16 protein-coding genes are annotated in these 20,264 nt (G+C 43.1%); 14 read left to right on the top strand and 2 right to left on the bottom strand.

Annotated features, from left to right (window positions below; all coding sequences use genetic code 11):
• The first annotated feature begins 144 nt into the window (after positions 1-144).
• Positions 145-2,166: a DNA helicase Rep gene (rep, locus tag PR675_RS11595; protein ID WP_004915452.1), complete on the top strand. Its 2,022-nt coding sequence runs from the start codon at positions 145-147 to the stop codon at positions 2,164-2,166.
• Positions 2,167-2,212: 46 nt separating this feature from the next.
• Here the strand turns inward: rep and gppA are convergent, their stop codons facing one another.
• Both gppA and rhlB read right to left on the bottom strand, forming a co-directional pair.
• Positions 2,213-3,718, bottom strand: a complete 1,506-nt coding sequence (gene gppA / locus PR675_RS11590) for a guanosine-5'-triphosphate,3'-diphosphate diphosphatase (RefSeq protein ID WP_060561494.1) — start codon at positions 3,716-3,718, stop codon at positions 2,213-2,215.
• An 11-nt stretch (positions 3,719-3,729) separates the two neighbouring features.
• Positions 3,730-5,016 carry an ATP-dependent RNA helicase RhlB gene (rhlB, locus tag PR675_RS11585; RefSeq protein WP_004915459.1) on the bottom strand — a complete coding sequence of 429 codons (1,287 nt, stop codon included), beginning with the start codon at positions 5,014-5,016 and terminating at the stop codon, positions 3,730-3,732.
• 117 nt (positions 5,017-5,133) lie between these two features.
• Here rhlB and trxA point away from each other — a divergent pair, with 117 nt between their 5' ends.
• From trxA to wzyE, 13 genes are all read left to right on the top strand, one after another.
• A complete protein-coding gene (gene trxA, locus PR675_RS11580; RefSeq protein WP_004915462.1) occupies positions 5,134-5,460 on the top strand; it encodes a thioredoxin TrxA in 327 nt (108 codons plus the stop codon).
• A 681-nt stretch (positions 5,461-6,141) separates the two neighbouring features.
• Positions 6,142-7,401 carry a transcription termination factor Rho gene (rho, locus tag PR675_RS11575; RefSeq protein WP_004915469.1) on the top strand — a complete coding sequence of 420 codons (1,260 nt, stop codon included), beginning with the start codon at positions 6,142-6,144 and terminating at the stop codon, positions 7,399-7,401.
• 724 nt (positions 7,402-8,125) lie between these two features.
• Complete coding sequence (gene wecA / locus PR675_RS11570) at positions 8,126-9,214, top strand: UDP-N-acetylglucosamine--undecaprenyl-phosphate N-acetylglucosaminephosphotransferase (protein WP_004915476.1); 1,089 nt, start codon at positions 8,126-8,128, stop codon at positions 9,212-9,214.
• Between the two features lie 31 nt (positions 9,215-9,245).
• Positions 9,246-10,304 carry an ECA polysaccharide chain length modulation protein gene (gene wzzE, locus PR675_RS11565; protein ID WP_014657281.1) on the top strand — a complete coding sequence of 353 codons (1,059 nt, stop codon included), beginning with the start codon at positions 9,246-9,248 and terminating at the stop codon, positions 10,302-10,304.
• 95 nt (positions 10,305-10,399) lie between these two features.
• Complete coding sequence (gene wecB / locus PR675_RS11560) at positions 10,400-11,530, top strand: non-hydrolyzing UDP-N-acetylglucosamine 2-epimerase (RefSeq protein WP_004915481.1); 1,131 nt, start codon at positions 10,400-10,402, stop codon at positions 11,528-11,530.
• Positions 11,527-12,789 (top strand): UDP-N-acetyl-D-mannosamine dehydrogenase, encoded by a 1,263-nt coding sequence (gene wecC, locus PR675_RS11555; protein WP_004915484.1) that lies wholly within the window; start codon positions 11,527-11,529, stop codon positions 12,787-12,789. The genes wecB and wecC overlap by 4 nt, the downstream gene beginning before the upstream one ends.
• Complete coding sequence (gene rffG / locus PR675_RS11550; protein WP_004915487.1) at positions 12,786-13,853, top strand: dTDP-glucose 4,6-dehydratase; 1,068 nt, start codon at positions 12,786-12,788, stop codon at positions 13,851-13,853. The genes wecC and rffG overlap by 4 nt, the downstream gene beginning before the upstream one ends.
• Before the next feature lie 9 nt (positions 13,854-13,862).
• Positions 13,863-14,744 carry a glucose-1-phosphate thymidylyltransferase RfbA gene (gene rfbA, locus PR675_RS11545; protein WP_004915489.1) on the top strand — a complete coding sequence of 294 codons (882 nt, stop codon included), beginning with the start codon at positions 13,863-13,865 and terminating at the stop codon, positions 14,742-14,744.
• Positions 14,722-15,462 (top strand): dTDP-4-amino-4,6-dideoxy-D-galactose acyltransferase, encoded by a 741-nt coding sequence (gene rffC / locus PR675_RS11540; protein ID WP_060561493.1) that lies wholly within the window; start codon positions 14,722-14,724, stop codon positions 15,460-15,462. The genes rfbA and rffC overlap by 23 nt, the downstream gene beginning before the upstream one ends.
• Positions 15,449-16,579: a dTDP-4-amino-4,6-dideoxygalactose transaminase gene (rffA, locus tag PR675_RS11535; RefSeq protein ID WP_004915497.1), complete on the top strand. Its 1,131-nt coding sequence runs from the start codon at positions 15,449-15,451 to the stop codon at positions 16,577-16,579. The genes rffC and rffA overlap by 14 nt, the downstream gene beginning before the upstream one ends.
• Positions 16,579-17,829: a lipid III flippase WzxE gene (wzxE, locus tag PR675_RS11530; protein WP_004915501.1), complete on the top strand. Its 1,251-nt coding sequence runs from the start codon at positions 16,579-16,581 to the stop codon at positions 17,827-17,829. The genes rffA and wzxE overlap by 1 nt, the downstream gene beginning before the upstream one ends.
• Positions 17,826-18,908, top strand: coding sequence for a TDP-N-acetylfucosamine:lipid II N-acetylfucosaminyltransferase (locus tag PR675_RS11525; RefSeq protein WP_014657282.1), 1,083 nt, complete (start codon positions 17,826-17,828; stop codon positions 18,906-18,908). Before wzxE ends, PR675_RS11525 begins: the two co-directional genes overlap by 4 nt.
• The gene (wzyE, locus tag PR675_RS11520; protein ID WP_004915508.1) at positions 18,905-20,260 is read left to right on the top strand and encodes an ECA oligosaccharide polymerase; all 1,356 of its coding nucleotides are present in this window, start codon (positions 18,905-18,907) and stop codon (positions 20,258-20,260) included. Before PR675_RS11525 ends, wzyE begins: the two co-directional genes overlap by 4 nt.
• Positions 20,261-20,264: the final 4 nt, after the last annotated feature.

Here is a 20,264-nt window from a genome sequence, read left to right as displayed (position 1 = left end):
TTTGTTTTTCAGACTCGACCGTCACAGATAGAAATATGCAGTTAAATGGATACATGATGGTTTAGCCGTTTTTATGCGCCGAGTGCTTTCTGCTACAATCGACAACAATCTGTCTTTTTGAAAATAACCTGATCTAGAGAAACCATGCGATTAAATCCAAGCCAGCAGCAGGCTGTTGAATTTGTGGATGGCCCATGCCTTGTATTGGCTGGTGCCGGCTCGGGAAAAACCCGAGTGATAACGAATAAAATAGCACACCTGATCCGCCAATGTGGCTATCAACCACGTCAAATTGCGGCGGTCACCTTTACCAATAAAGCCGCTCGTGAAATGAAAGAGCGTGTCGCACAAACATTGGGGCGGAAAGAAGCTCGAGGGTTAATTATCTCTACATTTCATACCTTGGGCTTGGAGATCATAAAACGTGAATATAAGGCGTTAGGTATTAAGGCTAATTTTTCTCTGTTTGATGATCAGGACCAAATGGCATTGCTCAAAGAGCTCACTTTTGATCTGCTAGAGGAAGATAAAGATCTTTTGCAGCAACTGATCTCATCGATCTCAAATTGGAAAAATGATCTGTTAGCACCAGAGCAGGTGTTGGCGAAAGTGAGAAGTGAGAAAGAGCATCGTTTTGCAGAGTGTTATCGTCGTTACGAATTGCATTTAAAAAGCTGTAACGTATTGGATTTCGATGATTTGATCAGTAAGCCGACCTTACTTTTATCCCATAACGAAGAGGTGCGGGAGCGTTGGCAACAAAAAATTCGCTATTTGCTGGTGGATGAGTATCAGGATACCAATACAAGCCAATATCAATTGGTTAAATTGCTGGTGGGTCAGCGTGCGCGGTTTACGGTAGTTGGCGATGATGACCAATCTATCTACTCTTGGCGTGGTGCTCGCCCACAAAACTTAGTGCTATTGAGTCAGGATTTTCCAAAGTTAAATGTGATTAAGTTGGAGCAAAACTATCGTTCATCGGAGCGCATACTAAAAGCAGCCAATATTTTGATTGCAAATAACCCCCACGTATTTGAGAAAAAATTATTTTCGACACTAGGTTATGGGGCACCACTTAAGGTTATTACGGCCAATAATGAAGATCATGAAGCTGAAAGAGTTATCGGTGAATTGATTGCGCATCACTTTATTAATAAAACACAATATAAAGATTATGCCATTTTGTATCGCGGTAACCATCAATCGCGTATCTTTGAAAAAATGTTGATGCAAAACCGCATTCCTTACCGTATTTCAGGGGGAACATCATTCTTTTCTCGCCCAGAAATCAAAGATTTATTAGCGTATTTGCGAGTAATCACTAACCCTGAAGATGACAGTGCTTTTTTGCGCATTGTGAATACGCCACGCCGTGAAATTGGGCCAAAAACGATCCAAAAATTAGGTGAATGGGCTAATCAACGCGGTAAAAGTTTATATCAAGCTAGTTTTGATTTAGGACTGGAGCAAACATTAACAGGCAAAGGATTAACCGCGCTACAGCAGTTCACACGTTGGATGGAGAAAATTGTTCAACAGTCTGAGCGTGAGCCATTATTGGCCGTGCGTGATTTACTGCGTGAAATGGACTATGAAAGTTGGCTCTATGAAACTTCGGCGAGTACGAAAGCTGCTGAGATGCGAATGAAAAACGTCAATCAGTTGTTTACATGGATGAGTGAAATGATTGAAGGTGACGACTTGAATGATCCTATGTCGTTAGATCAGGTTGTAACGCGTTTTACGCTGCGCGATATGATGGAGCGCGGTGAAGATGATGAAGAATCAGATCAAGTGCAATTAATGACATTACACGCATCTAAAGGGCTGGAGTTCCCTTATGTGTTTTTAGTAGGGATGGAAGAGGGGTTGTTACCGCATCAAAGTAGTATTGATGAGGATAACATCGATGAAGAGCGGCGGTTAGCTTATGTTGGAATAACACGGGCACAAAAAGAGCTATTTTTTAGCCATTGCCGTGAACGTCGACAATACGGTGAATTAATCCGCCCTGAGCTAAGTCGCTTTTTATTAGAATTGCCGCAAGATGATTTAGAGTGGGAACAGCAACGAAAAGTGGTGACCGCAGAAGAGCGGATGCAAAAAGGACAATCTGCACTCGCTGATATTAAGGCTCGTTTAGGATTAAATAAGAAAAGCTAGCAGAAATGCTCCCTCACATTCACTGTAACGAATGTGAGGGGGAAAATTAATTGTTGGAGCTATTACGCTCTTCAAGTTTCAAAGGCCAGTTAACATAACCTTGCCACTGAACTTCTTGTTGCAAGTTTTCTGCTCGTAATGGATGCTCTGCGAGCCAGCGGTAAGGCAATACAATCGTCAGAGAATGGGTCTCTGCATGAAGTCGTAATGCTGGCAATGTATCATCTCGCCGACGGCTTGCAAAAAGAATAGCTAATCGCAACAGGCGACATAAATGATAAGCTTGTTGCATGGGTAAAGCATTTTGTTGACTGAGTGTGGCTAGGTCAACAGGCCCGTGTTGATTGCGGAGTAATGCAGCCAGTAAGCGCTTTTGTGCAGGAGTAAAGCCAGGAAGGTCAAGGTTAGTGATAAGGTAACTGGCATGCTCCGGCCCTTTGCGGAAGTCAACGCTTAAACCGATTTCATGCAAAGCACAGGCACTTGATAATAAATCACGGCAGCGTAGGTCTAGCTGCCAATTTTTAGAGACCTGTAAAAAGAAATGCTCTGCTAATTGGCTAACGCGGGCAGCTTGCTCGATATCGACTTGAAAGCGACGCTGAATATTACGCAAGGTACGAGCGCGAATATCTTGCTCAATGGGTAATTCAAGCATGCCGTAAACTAACCCTTCACGCAATGCACCACCCGCTAAAGTCATATTATCAATCGATAAAGCTTTAAAAATAGCGATGAGGATAGACAGACCGCTTGGGAATACCAGCGCTCGCTCAAAGGTGAGCCCTTCAATTTCTAACTCTTCAAGCTTGTGGCATTGAATGGCTTTATATTTAAGCTGTTGTAGCTTATCTAAGGTAATCAGCTCATCCATGCCTTGCGCGATCATGATTTCTTGGATGGCTTGAACGGTGCCTGATGCACCAACACAAATTTTCCAACCATGATTTTTTAAGGTATCCGCAATAGGGGCAATCACCGCGTGGGCGGCTAACTCCGCTTGAGTAAAGTTCTCCTCGGTGAGTGTGCGATCACTAAAATATTTTTCTAGCCAAGTGACGCAACCCATTTCAAGGCTAAATAGCTGAGTGGCTTTGGCACCGGTACCTGTAACCAGCTCGGTACTACCTCCCCCAATATCAACAACTAAACGCTGATCGGGGCCTCCGGTTGTGTGAGCAACGCCTTGGTAAATTAAGCGCGCCTCTTCTTCTCCTTGAATAACTTTGACGGTATTACCTAGAATTTCACTGGCTTTTTGCACAAAAACATCGGCATTTTTAGCCAGCCGCAATGTTGCAGTCGCGACGACACGGATTTGAGCGCTAGGGATATCTTGTAAGTGCTCTGAAAAGAGCCTCAAACATTGCCAACCGCGCTCCATAGCTTGTTCTGACAGCATATTATTGCCATCTAAACCAGCGGCTAGGCGCACTTTGCGTTTTACTCTCGAAATAATTTGAATACTGCCTGCAACTTCACGAACGATCAGCATATGAAAACTGTTCGAACCTAAATCAATTGCTGCATAGAGAGAAGAAGATTTCAGCATATCGTTATTACTCAGCCTGAACGTTTATGGTTGTTACGTGGGCCATTATGGCGACGTGGCGAATTTGAATTGCGACGAGGCCCTCCTGGACGCGGACGATGGCGGCGTTTCGGAGCAGGAAGGTCAGTTAATAACGCTTCGCTGTTGTACTTACTCACTGGAATCGAATGTTGAATGTACTCTTCGATAGCGGGTAGATTCAAAGCGTACTCTTCACAAGCAAGGCTGATTGAATGACCACTTTCACCTGCACGACCAGTACGACCAATGCGGTGTACATAGTCTTCACAATCATCAGGTAAGTCATAGTTAAAGACATGGGTAACAGAAGGAATATGTAACCCGCGAGCAGCGACATCGGTCGCAACTAAAATATCGAGATTACCTTGAGTAAACTCTTCTAAAATACGCAGTCGTTTCTTCTGAGCAACATCTCCGGTGAGTAGCCCTACACGATGACCGTCAGCCGCAAGGTGTGCCCAAATCTCATCGCAACGATGTTTGGTATTGGCAAAAATAATACAACGCTCTGGCCACTCTTCTTCAAGCAACGTTTGCAATAAGCGCATTTTCTCTTCATTTGAAGGATAAAACAGCTCTTCTTTAATACGGTGACCCGTTTTTTGTAACGGCTCGACTTCAATATATTCAGGGCTATTCATCTGTTCAAAAGCAAGTTCTCTGACACGGTAAGAGAGCGTAGCTGAAAAGAGTAGGTTTAACCTTTCGGTTACCGCAGGCATGCGACGGAATAACCAACGAATATCTTTAATAAAGCCCAGATCGTACATGCGATCAGCTTCATCTAGAACAACCACTTGTACGGCATTTAAGTCAATATGACCTTGTTTTGCATAGTCAATTAAACGTCCCGTTGTGCCGATAAGAATATCAACACCATTTTGTAGCACCTTTAATTGCTCATCATAGCCATCACCGCCATAGGCTAGCCCCATTTTTAGACCCGTATACTCAGCAAGCTCTTTTGCATCTGAGTAGATTTGCACTGCCAGTTCACGGGTGGGTGCCATAATCAGCGCTCGGGGCTGATTGACTTTTTTACCCTCAATCGAAGGGTGAGTTAGTAAATAATGAAATGTAGACGTTAAAAATGCTAACGTTTTACCCGTTCCTGTTTGCGCTTGCCCCGCAACATCTTTGCCTTCGACAGTGAAAGGCAGGGTAGACGCCTGTATAGGCGTGCAAAAATTGAAGCCTTTTTTATTTAGGGCCTCAATGACTTTGGGGTGTAAGGCGAAGTCGGAAAACTTCTTTTCTGTCAAGTGTGCTTTACTCATAGTGTGGTAGAATATCAGTTAACGGTTGGTTTACGAAAGTGTATCTTTTGAAATAAAGCATACTGCTGCCAATTAATGTTACACTAAGACTGCAAAAATGATCCATTGGAGTACAACATGAGCGACAAAATTATTCATATAACTGATGCAAGCTTTGAGAGCGAAGTCTTAAACGCCTCGTCACCTGTTCTCGTCGATTTCTGGGCTGCATGGTGTGGTCCTTGTAAAATGATTGCGCCTATTCTTGATGAAGTTGTTGAAGAATATACAGGCAAACTGACCATCGCAAAACTGAATATTGATGATAACCCAGCTACTGCACCAAAATATGGTATCCGTGGTATCCCTACGCTCCTATTATTCAAAAATGGCAATGTCGTAGCAACAAAAGTGGGCATCTTCTCTAAAATTCAGTTAAAAGAATTTTTGGACGAAAATCTGTAAGTTATAGTTGTTGTTTAAGGTAAAACGTTTAGCGGTACATCTATTTTATAGGGCGCACCGCTAGACGTCCTCAATGAAGCATGGTAAGTTATCGGCAATCCCCATATTGCACCCGAAAGAATTACTTTATAATCCGTTGCTCTTATCATAAATATCTGGTTTGTCAGTTCAGTTGTGGTTCATATATTGTGATCTAGGGCTGATAATGTGTTGATTTCTGGAATTATCAATTTGAAAATTGAGTTGTCGCGCTAGCCGCATTCAATCATTTCATTCGTGGTAAATTGACAATATCAATTCAAGATAGATATGGATTAGCCGTATGAAGGCGTTCTAGTTAGGGATGGGTTTCAGGGCATGAGTTTTGCGTTTTAGTGCTTTGAAAGCTGTAAATTTGCGATATTGGGATAGATGTTGCCTTAAATGCACAAAAAACTATTGCTAATATTGTTTGTGTTTCTAATAATAAGCCGCACATCATTCCGATGAATCGCCGCGATATGTTAGCGCAGTCTTAGCAATAACAAGCGCAAGAATTTTTACGCGTTGTTGAGCCGTTGATGTTTGTAACTATCAACAGGGCGTTATAAAGTTAAACTGGCACTTATATAGCTTATATATAGTTGTCGTCAATTTACGTTCATAGTTCGAGAATTACCCCGAGTTAAAGAACCCACCATTATGAATCTTACCGAATTAAAAAATACGCCAGTATCAGAATTGATTACATTAGGCGAAAACATGGGGCTAGAAAACTTAGCCCGTATGAGAAAGCAGGATATTATCTTCTCGATTTTGAAGCAGCATGCTAAAAGCGGGGAGGATATCTTCGGCGATGGCGTTCTGGAAATATTGCAGGATGGATTTGGTTTCCTCCGTTCAGCAGACAGTTCCTACCTCGCAGGCCCCGATGATATCTACGTTTCTCCCAGCCAAATTCGCCGCTTCAACCTTCGCACAGGCGATACAATTTCAGGAAAAATCCGTCCTCCTAAAGAAGGTGAACGCTATTTTGCCCTATTGAAAGTTAATGAAGTTAACTTTGATAAACCTGAAAATGCCCGCAGCAAAATTCTCTTTGAAAACTTAACCCCATTACATGCTAACAATCGTCTTCGTATGGAACGTGGAAACGGTTCTACAGAAGATTTAACCGCGCGTGTTTTGGATTTAGCTGCGCCTATCGGCCGTGGGCAACGTGGTTTGATCGTTGCTCCACCAAAAGCAGGTAAAACCATGTTGCTGCAAAATATCGCGGCTAACATTGCACATAACTACCCTGATTGTGTTTTGATGGTTCTGCTTATTGATGAGCGTCCAGAAGAAGTTACCGAAATGCAACGCCTAGTTAAAGGTGAAGTAATCGCTTCAACGTTTGATGAGCCAGCAGCACGTCACGTTCAAGTCGCCGAAATGGTGATTGAAAAAGCTAAACGCTTAGTTGAACATAAAAAAGACGTTATCATTTTACTTGATTCTATTACTCGTCTTGCGCGAGCGTATAACACTGTTGTTCCTTCATCAGGTAAAGTCTTAACAGGTGGTGTGGATGCGAATGCGTTACACCGTCCGAAGCGTTTCTTTGGTGCAGCACGTAACGTTGAAGAAGGTGGTAGTTTAACCATTATTGCAACAGCGCTCGTCGACACGGGCTCCAAAATGGACGAAGTGATTTACGAAGAGTTTAAAGGTACAGGTAACATGGAACTACACCTGTCTCGTAAGATCGCTGAAAAACGTGTTTTCCCTGCGATTGACTATAACCGTTCAGGTACACGTAAAGAAGAGCTGTTAACTTCACAAGATGAATTACAAAAAATGTGGATTTTACGTAAGATCATTCATCCTATGGGTGAGATCGATGCAATGGAATTCCTCATTAGTAAATTAGCAATGACGAAAACGAACGAAGAATTTTTCGATTTTATGAAAAGAGCATAATTGCTAACTTCCTAATTGTTAAATTTAAAAAGCGCTGTCAATTTTTGACAGCGCTTTTTTATTTTTTTTACTGATTTTTCTGATGAATATCGAAATTATTTCTTATTATATAGCTCTGTTATTTATTTGTTATGTAAATTAAATTTAAGTTATGTTTTTATATAAATTCAACTTACTCACCATTGGATGATAACAATTTATAATATTGAGATGCCATTCACGGTAATAGAATAGTAATTATATAAAAAATAGTACTTTTTATATTGGATTTTTGTCGCTACAAAATGGAAAATCAATTTGTTGGATGAAATAGATTTATTGTTTTATTCAAAGTTTGACTGTTTTAAGTTAATACATGTATTTCATGTATTTATTTAATGACGATATCATTTACGTAATGGCATTTTCTGACTGGTTGGGAAAGGTTCATTTATTAAACGAAAAACAGCCTAAAATTATAATCATAGAGAAGCATTGTTCTTTATGGCATGCATCTTGCTTTCATTAAGTATAAAATCCGTTAATAAGACATGATTGAACAAAAGCTACACTAATAACAACTAGGTAAGCCTTTATAGGGTTATTGTGATAGTTATTGAAGACTCGTCTTATGGAACTTATCTCTTTTGAGATGATAATACCTTAGCTGCCTGTTATTGAGGCAATATAAGCTAAGGCATTGTGGTTTTAGGTTGGTTAGATAAAAAAATAAGAGAGTTGACTCGTGGACACCGCACAATTTATTGCTAGTCTTTTTTACGTTTTTTTGTTCACGTTAGTGTTTATTTTTATCGCTCGAGTTGTGGCAACGAAGATCGGGCTGGTTGATAAACCTAACTTCAGAAAAAAACACGTAGGTCTGGTCCCTTTAGTTGGGGGGATAACGGTCTTTTTTGGTATCTGCTTCGCGTTTGTTATTACAGAAGAATATATACCCCATAAATGGTTATATTTAATCTGTGCAGGCTTATTGGTATTGATTGGTGCGTTAGATGACCGGTTTGATATCAGTGTTAAGTTAAGAGCAGGTGTACAAGCCGTAGTCGCTGTCGTCATGATGACCGTGGCTGACTTAAAACTAGAGTCATTAGGTCATGCGTTTGGGCCATGGGAGTTAGTGCTTGGGCCATTTGGTTATATCGTGACACTGTTTGCTGTTTGGGCAGCTATTAATGCGTTCAACATGGTTGATGGTATTGATGGGTTACTCGGTGGGCTATCTTGTGTCTCTTTCGGTGCATTAGGCTTTTTGTTATATCAAAATGGCAATTATGGATTAGCATTTTGGTGTTTTGCCTTTATTGCAGCTATCCTTCCTTATATCTTCCTAAATTTAGGTGTACTAGGTCGTCGTTTTAAAGTCTTTATGGGTGATGCGGGAAGCACACTGATTGGTTTTACAATTATTTGGATCCTAGTCGAATCAACTCAGGAAGCAGGGCGTCCAATCAACCCTGTGACAGCATTATGGATTATTGCGATCCCATTGATGGATATGGTGGCGATTATGTACCGTCGTATCCGTAAAGGTATGAGTCCATTTTCACCTGACCGTCAGCACATTCATCACTTGATTATGCGTTCAGGTTTTAGCCCAAGAGGGGCTTTTGTTCTGATTACACTGGCAGCAGCCATTTTGGCATGTATAGGAATTATTGGTGAACGCTTAACATTTGTGCCTGAATGGGTCATGTTGGCATTGTTTTTGCTTGTATTCTTTATGTATGGTTACTGCATCAAACGGGCATGGAAAGTAGCTCGTTTTATTAAGCGCGTCAGACGTCGTATGCGTAGAGGTGGTGCAGTACGGTAACGACAAACGGAAATAATAGAGGTTCTGTGCAGTGAAAAACTCAGAAACGCAACCTAATCAGTATCAGCCGCCGATAGAACCGGAATTGGATATCCGTGGTTTATGCCGCTCTTTGTGGCAAGGTAAAATTTGGATCGTGGCATTTGCGGTGATTTTCGCCGCTATTGCGTTGGGTGCATCCTATTTTATGCAGCAAAAATGGAGTTCAACCGCGATCACAGACCTGCCAACCGTGAACAATTTGGGTAGTTATTATTCGCAACAACAGTTTTTACGAAACCTGGATTCCCGTATTAACTCGACGGGTCAAGAAGGGCAATTGCCAACGATTGCGAATGAGGCTTACCAAGAGTTTATTAAGCAAGTGGGTTCTTATGATACCCGTCGTCAGTTTTGGTTAACGACGGATTATTATAAGCAGCGTTTAGAGAATGACCCTAAAGCAGATGCGGCGTTATTGGATGAATTGATTAACAATATTGAATTCACGCCCGCGGATAATCTAAAAAATCTCACTGATAGCATTAAGTTGATTGCGGAAACGTCCACGGATGCTAATCAGCTTTTACGTGAGTACATACAGTTTGCTAACCAACGTGCAACAGCCAACTTGAATGATGAAATTAAGGGAACGTGGGCAACGAAAATGCAATCAATGAAAGCGTTAGTGAAACGCGAAGATATGGTTGCTCAAGCTGCTTATGAAAGACGCTTAAATTTACTCGAACAAGCATTGAAAGTTGCGCAAAAGCAGGGAATTTCGCGTAATCAAAGCTCGGCACCAGTTGATGAAATTCCTGATTCTAAAATGTTCCTATTAGGGGTTCCATTACTTGAAGCTCAGATTGAAACATTAAAAGCGACAGGCCCTGATCACGACACTGATTATGACCAAAACATCGCAATGTTATCTACACTGAGTGTTGGTCCCACTCTCCAAGACAGTTTTCAGGCTTATCGCTATTTGAGAACACCTGAAGACCCCGTCAAACGTGACAGCCCACGTAGAGCCTTTATGATGGTTCTATGGGGAGCTATCGGTGCATTGGTTGGTGCTGGTGTGGTACTTGCACGCCGTCGCCCGTCCTGATTTTGAATAGGTGGCTGTCGATGATGTCAGCCACTGTGTAATGTCATTATAAATAAAAGCAGCTAACTGCATTAGATAAATATAAGAGAGTCACTGTGAAAGTATTGACTGTATTCGGCACTCGACCAGAAGCCATTAAGATGGCACCGTTGGTTCATGCACTTGCTAAGGATGCGGCTTTTGAAGCCAAAGTCTGTGTGACGGCCCAGCACCGAGAAATGCTCGATCAGGTACTGAAGCTATTTGAGATTACTCCCGATTACGATCTCAATATTATGAAGCCAGGGCAAGATTTAACCGATATTACGTGTCGTATTCTTGAAGGGTTGAAAAACGTATTTGCCGATTTCCAACCTGATGTGGTGTTAGTGCATGGGGATACTGCGACGACAATGGCAACGAGCTTAGCGGCTTTCTACCACCGTATTCCTGTTGGCCATGTGGAGGCAGGCTTACGTACAGGTAACCTCTACTCACCATGGCCAGAGGAAGCGAATCGTAAGATTGCGGGGCACCTTGCAATGTACCATTTCGCGCCAACTGAAAATTCGCGTCAAAACTTACTAAAAGAGTCTATTCCCGACAATCATATTTTTGTGACGGGAAATAGTGTGATTGATGCTTTGCTGTGGGTTCGCGACAAAGTGATGAGCGACCAGCACATGGCTGATAAATTGGCGGCGAATTACCCGTTTATTGATCCCAATAAGAAAATGATTTTAGTCACAGGCCATCGCCGTGAAAGCTTTGGTGGTGGATTTGAACGTATTTGTCATGCCTTGGCTGAAATTGCACAAAGCCATCCTGATGTTCAGGTGGTTTACCCTGTGCATTTAAACCCGAATGTCAGTGAACCCGTAAAACGTATTTTACATGGCATTGATAATATTATTCTGATTACTCCTCAGGAGTATTTACCCTTTGTCTATTTGATGAACCATGCCTACCTGATCTTGACCGATTCTGGCGGGATCCAAGAAGAGGCGCCATCACTAGGCAAACCTGTTTTAGTTATGAGAGATACCACAGAACGTCCTGAAGCTGTTGAAGCTGGAACAGTGCGTCTTGTGGGTACAGATACACAAAAAATTGTTGCAGAAGTTAACCGGTTACTGACAGATGAAGCGGAATATCATGCAATGAGCCGCGCGCATAACCCCTATGGGGATGGTCATGCTTGTCAGCGTATTCTTGAAGCACTAAAAAGCAATCAGGTGAAATTATGAGTTTTGAAACTATTTCTGTTATCGGCCTTGGTTATATTGGTTTGCCAACAGCAGCCGCTTTTGCGTCACGCAAAAAGCAAGTGATTGGCGTTGATGTCAACCAGCATGCGGTTGATACCATTAATCAGGGGAAAATCCATATTGTCGAGCCAGAGCTTGACCTCGTCGTAAAAAGCGCGGTTGAAGCAGGTCATCTGAAAGCTTTTACTAAACCACAGCCTGCCGATGCCTATTTGATAGCAGTGCCAACCCCATTTAAAGGTGAACATGAACCTGATCTTACTTATGTAAGAGCAGCCGCAGAGTCTATCGCTCCGGTATTGAAAAAAGGGGATTTAGTCATTTTAGAGTCTACTTCTCCTGTTGGCACGACTGAACAGATGTCTGAATGGATGGCTCAAGCGCGTCCTGATCTCACTTTCCCTCACCAAGCAGGGGAAGCGGCGGATATTGATGTGGCTTATTGCCCTGAGCGTGTCTTACCGGGTCAAGTCATGGTTGAATTGATTAAAAATGACCGTGTTGTTGGTGGTATGACGCCAAAATCATCATTACGTGCGAGCGAGCTGTATAACATTTTCCTTGAAGGCGAATGTGTTATCACGAATGCAAGAACCGCCGAGATGTGTAAGCTGACAGAAAACAGCTTCCGAGATGTGAACATCGCATTTGCAAACGAACTCTCACTGATTTGTGCAGAACAAGATATCAATGTGTGGGAACTGATCCGTTTGGCGAATCGTCACCCTCGCGTCAATATTCTACAGCCGGGCCCAGGTGTTGGTGGACACTGTATTGCCGTTGACCCATGGTTCATTGTGGCACAAAACCCACAACAGTCTCGTTTGATCCACACCGCGCGTTTAGTCAATGATGGCAAACCAATTTGGGTTGTTGATCAGGTCAAAGCTGCGGTGGCAGATTGTTTAGCTGAAACAGGTAAAAAGGCGAGCGAAGTGACTATTGCCTGCTTTGGTCTATCATTTAAACCCAATATTGACGATTTGCGTGAAAGCCCAGCGATGCATATCACGAAAATGGTGGCGAGCTGGAATAAAGGTAAAACGTATGCGGTTGAGCCACATATCCATGAATTGCCAACGGCACTAAAAGGCATTGTAGAGCTGGCATCGATTGAAGATGCAATCACCAATGCTGATGTGATTTTAATGCTGGTGGATCATAACCAATTTAAAGCCATTCAAGGTTCATTGATTCAGCAAAAATGGGTTGTGGATACCAAAGGAGTTTGGCGTTGAAACGCATACTAATCACAGGTGGAGCCGGTTTTATCGGCTCTGCGGTTGTTCGTCATATCATTGAAAATACTAACGACAGTGCGGTTGTCGTAGACTGCTTAACTTATGCGGGCAATTTAGAGTCACTCAGTGAGGTGTCAAATAGCGACCGCTATGCGTTTGAGCAAGTGAATATTTGCCATCGCGCTGAGTTAGACCGCGTTTTTGCGAAATATCAACCCGATGCCGTGATGCATTTAGCCGCAGAAAGCCATGTTGACCGCTCTATTGATGGCCCTGCCGCCTTTATTGAAACCAATATTGTCGGTACATACACGCTATTAGAGGCGGCTCGTCATTACTGGATGGGCTTAGATGCCGCGAAAAAAGCGCAATTCCGTTTCCATCACATCTCAACTGACGAAGTGTATGGCGATTTGGAAGGGCCGGACGGTTTCTTTACTGAAACCACGCCTTATGCGCCAAGCAGCCCTTATTCGGCTTCTAAAGCATCGAGTGACCATTTAGTGCGGGCTTGGCAGCGTACTTATGGCCTGCCAACCATGATCACCAATTGCTCAAATAATTATGGGCCATACCATTTTCCAGAAAAACTGATCCCACTGATTATCATCAATGCGTTAGCAGGTAAGCCATTACCTGTTTATGGCAAAGGTGAGCAGATCCGCGATTGGTTATTTGTTGAAGACCATGCTCGCGCCTTATATTTGGTGGCAACGACAGCACAGCCGGGTACCACTTATAACATTGGTGGTCACAATGAACGTCGTAATATTGATGTGGTCGAGACTATTTGTGAGCTACTTGAAGAACTTCATCCGCAGAAGCCAGAAGGGGTTGCACATTACCGTGACCTTATCACTTATGTGACGGATAGGCCGGGTCATGACATGCGCTATGCCATTGATGCCGATAAAATCGCACGTGAATTAGGTTGGACGCCTCAAGAAACATTCGAATCAGGGATCCGTAAGACAGTGCAGTGGTATCTGAATAACGAAACTTGGTGGCGTCGTGTGCAAGATGGTTCTTATGCAGGAGAACGCCTTGGTTTAGGCGCTTAAGGGGGGATCATGAAAGGGATTATATTGGCTGGTGGTTCGGGAACGCGTTTGCATCCGATTACACGGGGCATCTCGAAACAGTTATTACCTATCTATGATAAACCGATGATCTATTATCCATTGTCAGTACTGATGTTGGCAGGGATCCGGGAGATATTGATTATTTCTACTCCGGATGATCTGCCCATGTTTAAACGCTTACTTGGTGATGGACATGAGTTTGGCATTCAGCTGAGTTATGCCGAGCAGCCTTCACCGGATGGCCTTGCTCAAGCGTTTATTATTGGTGAAGAGTTTATCAATGGTGATGCATGCTGCTTGGTGCTAGGTGACAACATCTTCTTTGGTCATTCATTTAGTCCAAAACTGAAATCCGTTGCGGCAAGAACACAAGGTGCCACAGTATTTGGTTATCAAGTCATGGATCCAGAGCGTTTTGGTGTGGTGGAGTTTGATGATGACTTCAAAGTGTTATCCATCGAAGAAAAACCGAAAAAGCCGCTTTCTAACTGGGCGGTGACGGGACTTTATTTCTACGATAATCAGGTCGTTGATTTCGCTAAGCAGGTGAAACCTTCAGAGCGAGGGGAGCTGGAAATTACCTCTATCAACCAAATGTATTTGGACAAAGGTGAGCTAAACGTCGAACTGTTGGGGCGTGGCTTTGCATGGCTAGATACGGGCACTCACGATAGCTTAATTGAAGCGGGTACTTTTGTACAAACGGTTGAAAAACGTCAAGGTTTCAAAGTTGCTTGTTTAGAAGAAATTGCATGGCGTAATGGTTGGTTGTCTGATGAGCAAGTTCAGGCATCGGCAAAACAACTGAGTAAAACGGGTTATGGCCAATATTTAGAGGATCTCCTCCGTGTCCGTCCGCGCCAGTATTGATTGTCTACAATGGGAGTCTGATTTTTTCGGACTCCCTACGGCGAAATTAGATTTCGCAGCGCCACACGCTGAGACGGTTCTTGCAAGCCAATTAGACGGTTATGCTATTACTCAAGCCAAGATACTTGCTAGTGATACTGAGCGTTTAGATGGGCTAATGCAGCTTGGTTTCTCTCTCGTCGAAGGTGAAATTGATTTTGCGCTGACTATTGGCACAGAAAATGCTTATTTAAAAAGTCGATTAGTGGCAACAGATCGGGTTGAACCCGCTGTTGCGGAAGATATTCCTGTATTACGCCATGCGGCGGCACAAGTGTTTAGCCAAAGCCGTTTTCGGTCTCCTTGGTATCGTGAAGGCGACAGTGGGCGTTTTTATGCACTATGGATAGAAAAAGCGGTTTTAGGCACATTTGACCATACTTGTTTATTAGTAAAAGACGCGTCGGGGGATATCTTAGGCTTTGTGAGTTTGAGACACCTTGATGATGACATAGCGCGTATCGGCCTACTCGCTGTTATGCCTAGCGCTACTGGGCGAGGAATTGGCCGTAAATTGATGTCCGCAGCCGTTGTCTGGTGTGAGCAACACGAAAAAAGACAGTTAAATGTGGCTACCCAAATCAGCAACATTGCGGCATTAAATCTTTATTCACGTAGTGGTGCTTCGGTTGCTAGCACTGCTTATTGGTTATATAGGGGACAACATGATTCCATTTAATAAACCACCCGTTGTAGGAACTGAATTAACGTATATGAAGCAAGCCATGGAAAGCGGCAAGCTATGTGGTGATGGTGGTTTTACAAAACGTTGTGAAGAGTGGATGGAAAAGCGCTTTGATTGCCCTAAAGTCCAGTTAACACCTTCTTGTACCGCTTCGTTAGAGATGGCGGCGATCCTAATTAACATCAAGCCTGGTGATGAAGTGATCATGCCAAGCTTTACCTTCGTTTCTACCTCAAATGCGTTTGTATTAAGAGGGGCTACCATTGTTTTCGTGGATGTACGTCCAGACACCATGAACATGGATGAAACAAAAATTGAAGCTGCAATCACCGAACGTACTCGTGCTATCGTTCCAGTCCATTATGCGGGCGTCGCTTGCGAAATGGATACCATCATGGCTATCGCGAAAAAACATAACCTATTTGTGATTGAAGATGCGGCACAAGGTGTTATGTCGACATACAAAGGCCGAGCATTAGGTACTATTGGTCATATCGGCTGCTATAGTTTCCACGAAACGAAAAACTACTCGTCAGGTGGTGAAGGCGGGGCAACACTGGTCAATGATAAGTCGTTGATTAACCGTGCCGAAGTGATCCGTGAAAAAGGAACTAACCGCAGTCAGTTTTTCCGTGGTCAGGTAGATAAGTACACTTGGCGTGATATTGGTTCCAGCTATCTCTTGTCAGATTTACAAGCGGCTTATTTGTGGGCTCAGCTTGAAGAAGCTGAAAAAATCAATGATCGCCGATTGTTACTATGGCAACGCTACTATGAGGCGTTATCACCATTAGCGCAGGAAGGTAAACTTGCATTACCTATCGTGCCCGAAGGGTTAGTGCATAACGCCCATATGTTCTACATCAAGCTAAAAGATGTTGAAGAGCGTACTGCTTTTAATGAATACATGAAATCAAATGGCGTTTTAACGGTGTTCCACTATGTTGCGTTGCATACTAGCCCTGCTGGGGAAGAATTTGGACGTTTCCACGGTGAAGACCGTTATACGACCAGTGAAAGTGACCGTTTAGTGCGTCTGCCTATGTTCTACAATATGACAGATGATGAACAACAAACGGTAATTGCAAAAATTAAGGCGTTTTTTGCCTAATGTCGTTAGCCAAAGCTTCAGTTTGGACTGCTGGGTCTACCCTGATAAAAATCGGGGCAGGCCTACTTATCGTCAAATTATTAGCAGTCACGTTTGGCCCGAGTGGGGTTGGTCTGGCGGGGAACTTCCGCCAGTTAATCACAGTGTTGGGTGTTTTATCGGGAGCGGGTATTTTTAATGGTGTGACTAAATATGTCGCAGAACACCATCAAGACCCTGAAAAGTTACGTGCGGTATTAGGGACATCATCAACACTTATTCTTGGTTTTTCGACACTATTAGCGCTGATATTCCTGTTTTTTAGTGGCCCAATAAGTGAAGGGCTATTCGACAGCAAGGACTATCAATCTGTTATTCAGGCGGTTGCCTTTATTCAGATGGGCATTGCTTACGCTAACTACTTCTTGGCGATCCTTAAAGGTTATCGAGACGCATCGGGTAATGCTCAATCGATTATCTTTGGGAGTATAATTGGTGTAGTTGCCTATTATTTATGCTACACATTAGGTGGTTATGATGGCGCTTTAGCTGGCTTGGCATTGGTTCCTGCATTAGTGGTTTTACCTGCTGCCTTGATGATGATTCGCCGTAAGCGGTTTGCATTATCGATGTTAAAGCCTGCTTGGGATAAAGCCGTGGCGACTAACCTAGGCAAATTTACCATTATGGCGTTAATTACGTCGGTGACTTTGCCCGTTGCCTATATCATGATGCGGAATTTGCTCGCAGCACAATATAGTTGGGATGATGTAGGCTTATGGACAGGGGTTAGCACAATTTCAGATGCTTACTTGCAGTTTATTACCGCGACATTTTCTGTGTATTTGCTGCCTACACTCTCTCGGCTACAACATAAAAATGAAATTTCTGCTGAGATCCTTAAGACGTTAAAATTTGTGTTACCTGCTGTCGCCGTAGCCAGTTTTATGGTGTGGCTATTACGTGACTTTGCGATTTGGTTGCTGTTTTCTGAAAAATTTAATGGAATGCGAGACTTATTCGCATGGCAATTAGTGGGCGATGTGCTGAAAGTCGGTGCATATGTCTTTGGTTATCTTGTGATTGCGAAGGCGGCATTGCGTTTTTATATTTTAACTGAGGTGAGCCAGTTTATTCTCTTAATGGGCTTTTCCCATTGGCTGATACCTATGCACGGGGCTGTAGGGGCAACACAAGCCTATATGGCGACATATATCGTGTATTTTCTCCTCTGTTGTTGCGTATTTTTGATTTACCGTAGGCGAGTATGACAACCTTAATACATGTACTGGGATCTGAACTCCCTCACCATAATCAAACGGTGTTGACGTTTTTTAATGACGTGATCTGTAAGGAAAATACAGCGTCACAAAAACCCCATTTTATGGTGGTTAGTCGCGATACTCAGCTTGCGGCTGCATATCCAAAGCTGAATATCGATGTTTTTGAAAGTAAAAAAGCGATAGCGAATGCGGTGATCCAACGTGCAATGGCAGATCGCCGAGAACGTTTTTTCTTTCATGGTCAGTTTAACGCGCCGATTTGGTTAGCCCTCCTATTTGGTAAAATTAAATCTCACCAGTTTTGGTGGCATATTTGGGGTGCAGACCTGTATGAAGAGTCAAAATCATTAAAGTTTAAGCTTTTTTATGTATTGCGTCGTTTGGCGCAAAAAAAAGTGGGGCACGTTTGTGCGACCCGCGGTGATTTATGTTATTTCCAGCAATCTAACCCAAAAGTACCGGCCTCAATTTTATACTTCCCAACACGAATGGATCCTGCTCTGACGTTAAATGAGCGTCCAGCGCGTCAGGGCGAGACATTGACAATCCTATTAGGTAACTCAGGTGATCAATCAAATCGTCATATAGAGGCTCTGAGCGCGATTAAACAGCAATTTGGTGAGCAAGTTAAGGTCATCGTACCGATGGGTTATCCGGATAATAACCAAGCTTATATCCAACAGGTCGAGAAGGCGGCTCAAACGCTATTTAAGGCAGACCAAGTCAGTATCTTAAAAGAGCGGATGGCGTTTGCGGATTACCTCGATTTATTGAGGACATGTGATTTAGGCTATTTTATCTTTAATCGCCAGCAAGGGGTGGGAACGCTGTGCCTGTTGATCCAGTTTGGTATCCCGTTTGTGATCAGCCGACAAAATACCTTTTGGCAGGATTTAACGGCACAGAATGTGCCCGTCTTTTTCTATGGCGATGAGCTATCGTTAGGTCTTGTTGATGAGGCTCAGCGGCAAATGACGTTGCTGGATAAACAACATATCGATTTTTTTGCCCCTAACTTTACGGATGGTTGGAAAACGATTTTAGGTGTTGCGGAGGAGCAGGCATGACCTTAGCCGAGTTAGGGGGCTTATCGCTTGTCTATCTAATCTCCATTATCTTTATCGGAACACTGCTCTACACAGAGTTTCGACGTGTACGTTTTAATTTTAATATTTTCTTTTCGCTGTTGTATTTACTGACATTTTATTTTGGTTTTCCGCTGACTTGTGCTTTGGTTTTCCAATTTGATGTGGCAGTCGTTCCGGCTGAGTACTTGCTCTACGCTCAACTGGCGGCAACCAGTTTTTATGCTATTTATTATGTTGCTTATAAAACACGCCTAACCAAAAGTGCGACCACTGCTAAGCGACCGCTCTTCACCATGAATAAAGTGGAAACGAACCTAACCTGCTTATTGTTGATTGCGGTTGCGGTGGTGACAGTAGGGATCTTTTTCTTACAGAATGGTTTTTTACTGTTCAAACTTAAATCGTATAGCCAAATATTCTCCAGTCAGGTTTCAGGGGTCGCGCTAAAGCGCTTTTTCTACTTCTTTATCCCTGCAATGTTGATTGTGTACTTCTTGCGGCCATCACAAAAACGCTGGCTTTTCTTTCTCGTCAGTACCGTTGCATTCGGTTTTCTGACGTATGTGATTGTTGGCGGAACGCGAGCCAATATCATTATTGCATTCGCCCTATTTTTGTTTATTGGTATCGTCAGAAGGTGGATCACACTTTGGATGCTAGTGGCGGCAGGTGTCGCGAGTATTATTGGTATGTTCTGGCTAGCGTTAAAACGCTATGGCCTAGATGTGAGTGGTGCAGAGGCGTTTTATACCTTCTTATATCTGACCCGAGATACCTTCTCACCATGGGAAAACCTTGCTCTATTGTTGAGTCACTATGACAAGATAGAATTCCAAGGTTTGGCGCCTATTGTGCGTGATTTTTATGTCTTCATTCCATCGTGGTTATGGCCTGAGCGACCTGACACGGTACTGAACTCAGCAAACTACTTTACTTGGGAAGTGCTCAATAACCACTCTGGATTGGCAATTTCGCCTACATTGATTGGTTCATTAGTGGTGATGGGGGGCGTGCCATTTATCCTACTCGGCGCGATTGTGGTTGGGTTAATCATTAAATGGTTTGACTGGATCTACGGCATGAGCCTAAAAGAGTCAAATCGCTATAAAGCCGCCATTATGCAAGCTTTTTGCTTTGGGGCTATTTTTAACATCATTGTGTTAGCACGTGAAGGGGTCGACTCCTTCGTGTCACGCGTAGTCTTTTTCTGCCTCATTTTCGGACTTTGTTTGATTCTGGCGAAATTACTGTACTGGTTATTTGAAAGTGCGGGGCTTATTCGGGCAAAAACAGCTTCTTACTTAGGAAGCCAACGTCGCGGAGACCGCTAAAGGA

The sequence above is a fragment of the Providencia sp. PROV261 genome, from assembly GCF_028477945.1.
Taxonomy (GTDB): Bacteria; Pseudomonadota; Gammaproteobacteria; order Enterobacterales; family Enterobacteriaceae; genus Providencia; species Providencia stuartii.
Note: the sequence above shows the minus strand (reverse complement) of the source record. Positions and strands in the feature narration are given on the sequence as shown.

Coding starts and splice junctions, on each gene's coding strand:
- rep (WP_004915452.1), top strand. CDS start 145: ATGCGATTAAATCCAAGCCAGCAGCAGGCTGTTGAATTTGTGGATGGC.
- gppA (WP_060561494.1), bottom strand. CDS start 3,718: ATGCTGAAATCTTCTTCTCTCTATGCAGCAATTGATTTAGGTTCGAAC.
- rhlB (WP_004915459.1), bottom strand. CDS start 5,016: ATGAGTAAAGCACACTTGACAGAAAAGAAGTTTTCCGACTTCGCCTTA.
- trxA (WP_004915462.1), top strand. CDS start 5,134: ATGAGCGACAAAATTATTCATATAACTGATGCAAGCTTTGAGAGCGAA.
- rho (WP_004915469.1), top strand. CDS start 6,142: ATGAATCTTACCGAATTAAAAAATACGCCAGTATCAGAATTGATTACA.
- wecC (WP_004915484.1), top strand. CDS start 11,527: ATGAGTTTTGAAACTATTTCTGTTATCGGCCTTGGTTATATTGGTTTG.
- rfbA (WP_004915489.1), top strand. CDS start 13,863: ATGAAAGGGATTATATTGGCTGGTGGTTCGGGAACGCGTTTGCATCCG.
- rffA (WP_004915497.1), top strand. CDS start 15,449: ATGATTCCATTTAATAAACCACCCGTTGTAGGAACTGAATTAACGTAT.
- wzxE (WP_004915501.1), top strand. CDS start 16,579: ATGTCGTTAGCCAAAGCTTCAGTTTGGACTGCTGGGTCTACCCTGATA.
- PR675_RS11525 (WP_014657282.1), top strand. CDS start 17,826: ATGACAACCTTAATACATGTACTGGGATCTGAACTCCCTCACCATAAT.
- wzyE (WP_004915508.1), top strand. CDS start 18,905: ATGACCTTAGCCGAGTTAGGGGGCTTATCGCTTGTCTATCTAATCTCC.